Below are 9,312 nucleotides of genomic sequence, written 5' to 3' on the forward strand. Positions count from 1 at the left end.
CCTATGACCCGGCCATCCACGTCTTGCCTCCCGGCACGAACAACGTGGATGCCCGGGACAAGCCCGGGCATGACGACCTCCATCTCATATCAGGCCGACGCCGCGCTCGCGACCTGGTCCACCGGCAGATCATCGCCATTGGGATCGCCCGGCGCCGTGGCCCAGGCCAGCTCCACCAGCGTGACGATCCGGCGGCCGGCGCCGTCGAGCTGGACGACGATCAGGCCCTGCTCCTCCATGTAGCCGAGCAGCCGCTGCGCGCGGCGCAGCGAGTGCGAGCCGTAGGCGCGCGCGATCGCGGCATCGCCGGGGCACGGCCAGCCTTCCTTGGCCGCGCGCGCGATCATCATGAACACGCCCTGCATGTCGTCGGGCAGGATCGAGGCGCGGAGCGACACCTCCTGCCAGGCGTCGTCTTCAGCGAGATCGGTCCCGAGCCCGGCGCGCGCATGCGTCAGCATGCGGCGGAATTCGTTGAGATCAGGCACCGCCGCGCCGAGCCCCTCGATGCGGCAGCGGACCACGAATTCTTGATAGAGCACGCCGATGGCGCGGAAGCCGGCGTCGGGCTCGGCCAGCACGGCGCGCAACGTGCGGTCGACACGCTCGCGCCGCTCCGCGAGCTCTTCGGCGCTGACCGGCACCTCGGCCAGCTCGGGCCGGATCTCCGGCGCGGCGGCGGCTTTCGCCGCGCGAAGCTGCTCCAGCAGATCCGGCGCGGGCCAGCGCTGCGGCCGGCTGGCATCGGGCGGCGGCGCCGCCAGGATCACGGCGCGCGCATCTTCCAGCGTCGCTTCCGGCAGCGGCATCAGCCGAGGAGTCGAATTGCGCGGGGAGGTCTCGGTCGAGCCGATATTCAGACGCAGCGGCCGGCGCGACAGCGCCGGTCCCAGCGCCATGAATTGCCCGCGCTCGAGATCGCGAAAGGCCTCGGCCTGCCGCCGCTCCATGCCGAGCAGATCGGCGGCGCGCGCCATGTCGATGTCGAGGAAGGTGCGGCCCATCAGGAAGTTCGAGGCTTCCGCCGCGACGTTCTTGGCGAGCTTGGCGAGGCGCTGGGTCGCGATGATGCCGGCAAGCCCGCGCTTGCGGCCGCGGCACATCAGGTTGGTCATGGCGCCGAGCGAGAGTTTTCGCGCCTCGTCCGAGACTTCACCGGCGACCGCCGGTGCGAACAGCTGCGCCTCGTCCACCACCACCAGCATCGGGTACCAATGGTCGCGATCGACATCGAACATTCCGCCGAGGAACGCCGCGGCGCGCCGCATCTGGTTCTCGGCATCCAGCCCCTCGAGATTGAGCACGGTGGAGACGCGATGCAGCCGCGCGCGCTCGCCGGCAACCTGAAGGCCGCGCTCGGTGTGATCCTCGGCGTCGATCACGAGATGGCCGAAGCGCTCGGCCAGCGTGACGAAATCGCCTTCGGGATCGATGATGGCCTGCTGCACCCAGGGCGCGCTCTGCTCCAGCAGCCGCCGCAACAGATGCGACTTGCCGGAGCCCGAATTGCCCTGCACCAGGAGGCGGGTCGCCAGCAGTTCCTCGAGGTCCATGGCGGCCGCGGCGCCTGCCGTGGTCTGCCCCATCTCGATTGCAACCGTCATGTCCCCGACTCAAGTCCCCGTCATTCGCGGACAGGGACTTATCAACCCGACCGAGGCGCGTCGAGCGCCAGCGCGCGAATCAGGCCGTGTTGCCCACGGCGGAGTTCAGGCGTGATGCGACAACCGTAGAAGCGCGGGCCGATAGGGCGGTTGCGGATCGTCGTCCTCGTTCTCAGGGATGGCGCAGGATCCGAATTCCTGCCTGATCCGTTCGATCTCGGCGATGCGCTCGTGCAGCCGTCGCAAATGCTCGGGCGACTTCGCCCGCCAGAACCGGAAAGTGTCAGCCGTGAGCGGCAGGAACGCGGTGCCGAACGGCGTCGGCTCGGGAATGACGGTGCGTCCAAGCAGCAGGAAGCGCTCAGTGCCGGAGACGACGAGGGTGGCATAGCCCCGGTTTCCGATCCGCCTGATGCCGTTCAGCGACCATTCGGCGAGCTTGCTGAAATACGGCTCTTCGCGCCAGCGGTCCGGGCAATCGTCGTCGACGGTGACATTGACGGCGTCCTGGCTGAAATGCACCACGAGGCCGGCTTTCTCGGGAAACCAGTCGTCATCGAGATGGCCCTGCAGCCAGGCGCAGGCGAACGATCGGCACATCTGCGGGCGGCGGTCGTAAATGGTGCATCCGGTCCCTTGCTGCCAATGCCGGCAGAGCTGGTTCACCGGCTTGTCGACGGCGGCCACTTCGAGGATATCGCAGCAGGCGTTGCATGAGCCGCACTGCCGGGCGGGAGGCGCCGCCTTCGGCAGACCGGTCGCGCGAAAGCCCTGGCCGTCACGGACCAGCAGCTTCTGCTTCTCCAGCGCGGTCAACGCACGTTCGATCTTGAGACGGGATAGTCCGGTGGCGTCGATCACGGCTTTCATCGTCGTCGCGCCTGCCTCCACCGCGCGGACGATGCTCAGCATCGCCTGATCCATTGTTGTTGTTCTTTCAGCCGTGCATTGCGATCGCGCCGGAAAGCAGACCGGCAAACAGGTCGTAGACACCTGAGTTAGGAAGATATGTTGCTCATCTCTCTGCCGGCAAGAAGCTGGACCGGTCCTGCGCGCATGCAACGTTTGCGCGAATGAAGGGTCTGCACGTAAGGCGGAGCCTTTCGCGTCGAATCGGCCTGCTTTGCCCGCGAAGCGCGGGATATGACGGGCGGCATGCCGTCGTCTCACGCAGTCGTGATACCTGCGGTTCGCGCGTGAGCGCGACCCGATCACGTGGCTTGAGAACTATCGGTGAGTTTGCGCCACACCGGGAACAATCACGGACGCCGGCTCGGACATCGCAACTTGGTCACGCGCACCGGCGCGGTCACGCTGTCGCGGCGACCAGCCTGGCCCGGCTTCAATGATTTCCGAGCGCGTGGCGCGAAGTCACTGCGCGCCGGATCCGCCCTGCACGATCTTCTCGTTCAGCTTCTGGTCCACGGTGTCGACGGTGCGGTCGATCTCGGCGTTGGGCACGCCGAGCTGATGCGAGATCAGCTTCACCAGAAGGTCGACGCGCTCGATGAAGGGCGCGCCGCTCGCGACCGCGCGCGCGGCCGAGGACGGCTTGAGCAGGCTCTCGGCGGCCTTGGCATATTTCGCGAATGGCACCTGGTCCTGCGGATCGGCGCCGAGGCGGCGGGCGATCGCGTCGACATGGTCGTAGATCGTCTGCGAGCGCTTGAGATCGCCATGCACTGCGTCGCGGATCGACTGCGGCTCATTGGGCGTGATGCACCGGTAATTGCCGGTGAGCAGCATCGACCATTTCGCCAGCGGCACGAACAATGAGTCGAACACTTTCAGCTTCACCGGCACGTCATGGCCGTCGAGCGTCACCGCGTCGATATCGGATTCGAGCTCGCGCAGCAGCTTGTTGTGCTTCTCGTCGGCAAAGACCGATGCCTTGAAATTCGTCGGCAGGCCGACATGAAGCACGTTGGCGGCCTCTTCCGGCGGCCGGAAGGCCTGCGGGTCGGGCGAGCACAGCGTCACCAGTCCCGGCTCGAACCGCTCCCACACCTGCGCGTTGGTGTAGGCTTCCTCGAGCTCCATGTCCGCGAGCGCAGGAATCCGCTTCAGATAGGGCAGCGGCGGCATGTTCATGATCGACAGGCACGGCAGTTTCGCCGCGGCGATCTTGACCATGAGAACGCGCACCGTGTGGTTGGTGTATTGCGGCTCCTGCATCGCAAGGCCCACCAGATCGTAACGGGAGAGGTCGACATTGGCCGGCGTCACCGCATCGAGCTTGCCGGGCAGGTCGCGCGAGAAGATGGCCCGATGCACCGCCTCGTCGCGCAACTTGATGCGCACCTCGGTACCGTCCCGATTGATCAGCTCCGCGGTCTTGGCGCGGCAGACCAGGGTCACATTATGACCCGCCATCAGCAGCTTCGTGCCCAGCAGCGAGCCGTACGAAGCTCCAAGAATCAAAATGTTACGCGCCATGTTTCGTCCCTCAGAGCGGTCATGTGATTTTGGGCCTCGGTCCTGGTCCGAGGGCGGGTTGGCCGCATGTAAAGCGAAGTGCGCGAGACTGGCAACTGGGATAATGCATACAAGGCGGTGATATTCCCGCTTCGTTCGCATTTCGACGAGGAGCTCAACAAGGATCGTGCCGCGGCAAGCTCGCAAAAGTCAGGACGGCAAGCACGGCGCTTCGGTCACGATGCCGAGAATCTCGGTTCGAATAATTCGGCAAAATCGTATCGCCCTTCCGGCTCGCTGGAGAGGCAAACAGCTGGAGCTGCGCGTCGCGGTGGTTTGCGACGATCAGATGACGATCCGCCGGATCTGCGGCTGAAATCGCGATTGCCTCCTCTGTCATCAAGCCCCCTCTATATTTTAGGCGCCCGTCACAACAAAAAACTACAAACCGGGGACCGCGAAAATGGCAGAATGGCGCGGGGCGCAGACCAAGTGTCAGCAAGGGAGCTGAGCTGTGACGACTGAGTTGAGCCGGCGGGGACGTCGTATCGGGACCGGCTCGTTTGAACGATGGAGCGCCGGCAACTTCGCTGCGCGAAGCGACGGCGGAGCGATCGTCAGGATGAATCGTATCGCGCGAAAGGCGCAAGCGGGCGCACGCGGTGCGGAGATTGCGCTGCGTTCTCGCCATCCATGTCCGGGCAGCCGCTGACGGCGCCGTTCGGGGGGTGACATGGAAGGTGATCATTGGCCTCACGGCTCGCGCGACGGTGCCGGTCGCAATCTGACGGGCTTGCGCAATCGCGTGTCCGAATTCTTCGAAAGCCTCACCGGTGCAGAGCTCGCGCGTGAGACGCACAGACATCTGTGGGTCGCGGACTGGCTGCGGGTTGCAGACGACTACCGGTTGTTCGCCGAGTCCGCGCGCAGAGATGGTTCGGCCTGGATTGTGTCGGAAGCGGGGCTGTGTTCGCTCACGGCCCTCGAAGTCGCGCGAAGCTTGTCCTGTCCGGAGGACCCGGCGCTGGCCGGCCTCGCCGGCAAGGTCGGAGCCAACCTGAAAGCTTTCATGGACGGGTTCGGTCCGGCGATCGAGCGCGTCGAGATCGATGGCCTCGATCGGGGCCCGCTGTCCGGTTTCTTCGTGCCGGCGTCGCGTGGCGGACCTTGCGCGCCCGCAATCATCTGCATCGGTGACGAGGACATCACGCTGGACTCGATGATGAGCCGGCTGTTGCCGGCCACACGCGGCGGGACCACGTCACTCCTCTTCCTCGCTGCCGGCGCCTCACCCGGTCGCCGCGGCGTGGAGCCGGAGCAAATGCTTCAGTGCTGGCTGGACTATCTGGAAGCGCGTCAGGATGTCGACGCGCAGCAGATCGCGGTCTATGGCGAAGGGACGGGCGCCAGTCGTGCCTCCCGCCTCGCCGTTTCGGACTGCCGGATAGCCGCCGCCGTGTGCGACGCGGGACTGTTGACCTCGGTCGCGCGTCGCGCATCGGTGCATTGGATGACCGGCGTCGATGATAGAGCCTCGAATGGCGAGTTGCCGCCGTCGCATCGGATCGCTTGCCCGCTTCTCATGGTGGTTGGCAGCCGCTCGATGCTGCGGGAGCGAGAGGCTCTCGAGTTACAGGCCACCTATTGGCGGGCCGGAGCCGATTGCTCGGTCGTCGTGCCGAACCGCATTCCGCACCCGCTGGGTGAGGTCGAGAATTTCATCGCCGCCGACAATTTCATTGTCCAATGGCTCGACAGCAAGTTTGGAGCGGCTCGTCAATTCGATCCCGTGACTTACCTCTAACGCGTCACGTGGACCTGTGAAGCGCCGGGGCCAGGCCGATCATGAAGTCTCGATCGCCAGCAATCGTGCCGCCAGCCGGGCGTTCTTGGCGATCGTCGCGAGCGTGGCGTTCAACTCGGCCAAGGTCGTTTCGTCGAGTTCATTGAACATGGTCGAGTTAAGGGCGAGCTTTCGCTTGGCCAGCTTTTCGATCTCCGTGGTCGCCTTTGCGGTGAGCGACATCAGAACGAAGCGGGCATCGTCCGGGGCGGCTCGTCGCGACAGAAATCCGCGCTTTTCGAGCGTCTTGGTTTGGTTGGTGACGAACGCGGGGTGGACCCGCAACTTATTCGCGATGTCGATGCCGGCGACGCCTCGCCCCTCATCGAGTTCGGTGATGGCCATCAGGATCAGCCATTGCGGCTGGGTGATGCCCAGCAGTCCGGCCCAGCTGGTGTGGATGTCCTCCAGCTGGGAGTGGATTTCGACGACGTTCCAAATGAAGTCCGTAATCGCCCTGTTGAGCTTCTTCTCGAGCACCCTGGCTTCCCTCGTTCTATTCCTTTGATCCCTTTTTCCGGATAGTAACGGGATATTGAGCAGGCGTCTCGCCTGTCGCGCACGAAGATGGCGTAGATGTTGCAGCCCGGAAGCGAGCGACAATTCAGTGCTTGCAAAAATCAATTGATTAAATTACGTCTCAGCCACTCTCTCTTTGGCTCTTGACCTTGTCACGGCCGGCGACGTGAGACCTCCAAAAAAAGCCCTCGGGATGCCCCCTGAGGGTTTTTTCATTTATTTATGGCCTCGCAAGGACTGCTCTGTTGCCTTTGGGCCACATCCGCGCCGGAAACAACGATTTACCAAATCAACAAATTGAGGCGATTGTTTTTATAAACTATACGAAAGGAACGACGGAGGGGGGGCACCTCGCTGTCGTTTCAGTCCGGACCTTCAGTGCGGACCTGAATTGAACGGAAATCAAACTGGGTGAAGCGGCGTCCTCCGAGGAGCCGAGCCCCATGAAGCGACCTGGAGGTTTACGAATGAAGTTAACGAAGACGCTGTTTCTCGGCTCGGCAGCCGGCCTGATGGCCGTCTCCGGGGCGTTCGCAGCCGATCTGCCGGTGAAGGCCAAGGCGGTCGAATACGTCAAGATCTGCTCGCTGTACGGCGCCGGTTTCTACTACATCCCGGGCACCGACACCTGCATCAAGCTGGGCGGCTATCTGCGCGCCGACGCGAACTTGAACACCAACTCGGACTTCAACCCGAACCAGAGCGGTGTTGCCGGCGCCCGCAACCGCCTCGCCAACTACTACACCTTCCGTGCTCGTGAAGACCTCAACATCGACACGCGCACCGCGACCGAGTACGGCGTGGTCCGCACCTATTTCGATGCGGTCTTCACCTGGACGACCGGCAACTATTCCGGCACCGGTTCTGCGACGGGCGGCACCGCCTACAGCAGCACGCTGGCGCTCAACACCTCGGGTGCGACCCCGGCGCTGGTCGGTTCGTCGATCAACCCGACCGACGGCGGTACCTCGGGCGGTGCGCTCGGCGTGTATTATGCCTTCATCCAGTTCGCCGGCTTCACCATGGGTAAGGCCGTGTCGCAGTTCGATGCGCCCTGGACCAACTATCCGGGCAACATCACTGACAATCTCGTCGGCGGCAGTGGCACGGTCACTGGTGTCAACCAGTTCACCTATACCGCTGACTTCGGTCAGGGCGTGACGGCGTCGTTCTCGGCGGAAGACGCGACGGCATATTATCAGGCCGGCAACCTCAACATGTCCGGCGCCAGCGTGGGTGGCATGATCGGTGGTTCGTACGGCACCAACGCCATCGGCGGCTCCCGTTCGCCGAACCTCGTTGGTCAGGTGCGTGTCGACCAGGCTTGGGGTCTCTTCCAGGCGTCGGTCGCTGCGCATGACAACCACGTTGCCTACTACGGCGCGAACGAGCTGACTGGCCACCCCGACGACAAGTGGGGTTGGGCGGTTCAGCTCGCTCTGTCGATCAAGAACATCCCGACCGGCGCGGGTGACACGATCAACATCCAGGGCGTCTACACCGACGGTGCGACCCGCTACAACTTCCAGAACCTGTCGGGCAGCACGTATTCGCTGTTCGGCGGCTCGGGCCTTGCGGGTGCCTATGGCAGCATCGGCTTCGCCAATGCTCCTGACACGGTGTACATCACCGGCTCGCAGCAGGAGACGGTCAAGACCTGGGGCTTCCGTGGCGCTTACACCCACAACTGGAATCCCAACTGGAACTCCGCGCTCTACGGTGCCTACGCTCAGGCCCAGTTCGGCACGCTTGCCAAGACCACGCTCTGCGGCGCTAGCGGTGCAGGCGGCGTGTTCGGCGGCCTCGCCGGTGTCACGGGCTGTAACCCTGACTTCGCGATCGGCCAGCTCGGTATCGTCACCCGCTGGACCCCGGTCAAGAACCTGACGTTCTCGGCCGACCTCTCCTGGACGCACCTCGACCAGAAGTATTCGGGTACGGTTGCCATCAGCCCGTCCGCCACGACCGCCAAGCCGCCTGCGGTTTACGAGCTGAAGGACCAGGACTCGATCGCCATGATCCTGCGCGCCCAGCGCAACTGGTAAGATCTTTCCAACCAGTGGAACGAACACCCGGCGGGAAACCGCCGGGTGTTTTTTTGTGTGCATTCTGCGTGACATCCGACGCCCCTCGTACGGACGGAGCGGAAGCGTAATCCGGGGCGCTGTAGAATGAGCGGTGCGATGCCGGACAACACTCGATCCGGGCTACGGCGCCCGACGGGCAAAACACCTGGATGTTTCCACAGGCGGCGTTGTCAATCCGTCCCCGCCAAAATATTCGACTTTACAGAAATTCGGATTTGTCGTATGTGTCGCCCATCCCGGCTCAGTCTTGAGGGGCGATCTTGTGTCGTCACGTGTCGCGAGTCGGGTTGCGGTGGACGCGGCAGCGTCGGCACGAAGGGTGCGGGCAGGGCGGGTAGTCCCTGTGAGCTCGCAGCCGCGTGCGGACGAGCGGCGCTGAAAGGTTCGTCTCGCCAGCATTTTTCCCGTGACGTCGACAGCGCGGGAAAACCCTGCGCGAACATGCGAGCCGCGCGTACGGCAAAACCGTGTGGTCCTGGCCGTCGTTGCTACGGTCAAGCCCTTCGAAGATGCGCGCGAGCCCGACCGGGCGGACGGCATCGTCAATTCGCGGGGTGAGGGAGGCCAGAAGGAACTCGGCTCCCGGGAGACCGCGGCATAAGCCGTCCGACCACTGCGCAGGGAAGGCCGTGTGTACGGCTTCACCTGTATGCCGCTGTGCAATTCCTTTTGCGCTACACGCGCACAGCGGACCGTGGGTGCCAGCCGGCACCCGGCCTTCCCCATAGGCGTTAAGGTAGCGCGAGCATCGATTGATACGGACGTTTTCGAGGAGGCTCGCGCAGGTGCCGCCCAAGCGCTCGCTTTCTGCGGCGAAAGCAACGGATGGTTGGTTGTGGAATGA

Annotated in this window: 7 protein-coding genes; 3 read left to right on the plus strand and 4 right to left on the minus strand. The window is 64.1% G+C overall.

Annotated elements, in window-relative coordinates:
* Positions 1–89: 89 nt before the first annotated feature.
* The 3 genes from EAV90_RS35490 to EAV90_RS35500 form a co-directional block, all read right to left on the minus strand.
* Positions 90–1,604, minus strand: coding sequence for a helicase HerA domain-containing protein (locus tag EAV90_RS35490; RefSeq protein WP_122401788.1), 1,515 nt, complete (start codon positions 1,602–1,604; stop codon positions 90–92).
* A 105-nt stretch (positions 1,605–1,709) separates the two neighbouring features.
* The gene (locus tag EAV90_RS35495; RefSeq protein WP_376707304.1) at positions 1,710–2,516 is read right to left on the minus strand and encodes a YkgJ family cysteine cluster protein; all 807 of its coding nucleotides are present in this window, start codon (positions 2,514–2,516) and stop codon (positions 1,710–1,712) included.
* 459 nt (positions 2,517–2,975) lie between these two features.
* Complete coding sequence (locus EAV90_RS35500; RefSeq protein ID WP_122401790.1) at positions 2,976–4,040, minus strand: ketopantoate reductase family protein; 1,065 nt, start codon at positions 4,038–4,040, stop codon at positions 2,976–2,978.
* A 78-nt stretch (positions 4,041–4,118) separates the two neighbouring features.
* On the opposite strand from EAV90_RS35500, the gene EAV90_RS35505 reads away from it, so the two are divergent.
* Both EAV90_RS35505 and EAV90_RS35510 read left to right on the plus strand, forming a co-directional pair.
* Positions 4,119–4,544, plus strand: coding sequence for a hypothetical protein (locus EAV90_RS35505; protein WP_129146097.1), 426 nt, complete (start codon positions 4,119–4,121; stop codon positions 4,542–4,544).
* 208 nt (positions 4,545–4,752) lie between these two features.
* Complete coding sequence (locus tag EAV90_RS35510; protein WP_122401791.1) at positions 4,753–5,823, plus strand: alpha/beta hydrolase family protein; 1,071 nt, start codon at positions 4,753–4,755, stop codon at positions 5,821–5,823.
* 39 nt (positions 5,824–5,862) lie between these two features.
* On the opposite strand, the gene EAV90_RS35515 is transcribed toward EAV90_RS35510, so the two are convergent.
* On the minus strand, positions 5,863–6,342 hold the full coding sequence (locus EAV90_RS35515; protein WP_122401792.1) for a MarR family winged helix-turn-helix transcriptional regulator: 480 nt from the start codon (positions 6,340–6,342) through the stop codon (positions 5,863–5,865).
* Positions 6,343–6,848: 506 nt separating this feature from the next.
* Between EAV90_RS35515 and EAV90_RS35520 the strand changes: the two genes are divergently transcribed.
* On the plus strand, positions 6,849–8,426 hold the full coding sequence (locus EAV90_RS35520) for a porin (protein ID WP_122401793.1): 1,578 nt from the start codon (positions 6,849–6,851) through the stop codon (positions 8,424–8,426).
* Positions 8,427–9,312: the final 886 nt, after the last annotated feature.

The sequence above is a fragment of the Bradyrhizobium vignae genome, from assembly GCF_004114425.1.
GTDB classification, from domain to species: Bacteria; Pseudomonadota; Alphaproteobacteria; order Rhizobiales; family Xanthobacteraceae; genus Bradyrhizobium; species Bradyrhizobium vignae.

What these genes read in the sequence shown, in the direction of transcription:
- EAV90_RS35490 (WP_122401788.1), bottom strand. Translation starts at nt 1,604, where the DNA reads ATGACGGTTGCAATCGAGATGGGGCAGACCACGGCAGGCGCCGCGGCC.
- EAV90_RS35495 (WP_376707304.1), bottom strand. Translation starts at nt 2,516, where the DNA reads ATGCTGAGCATCGTCCGCGCGGTGGAGGCAGGCGCGACGACGATGAAA.
- EAV90_RS35500 (WP_122401790.1), bottom strand. Translation starts at nt 4,040, where the DNA reads ATGGCGCGTAACATTTTGATTCTTGGAGCTTCGTACGGCTCGCTGCTG.
- EAV90_RS35510 (WP_122401791.1), top strand. Translation starts at nt 4,753, where the DNA reads ATGGAAGGTGATCATTGGCCTCACGGCTCGCGCGACGGTGCCGGTCGC.
- EAV90_RS35520 (WP_122401793.1), top strand. Translation starts at nt 6,849, where the DNA reads ATGAAGTTAACGAAGACGCTGTTTCTCGGCTCGGCAGCCGGCCTGATG.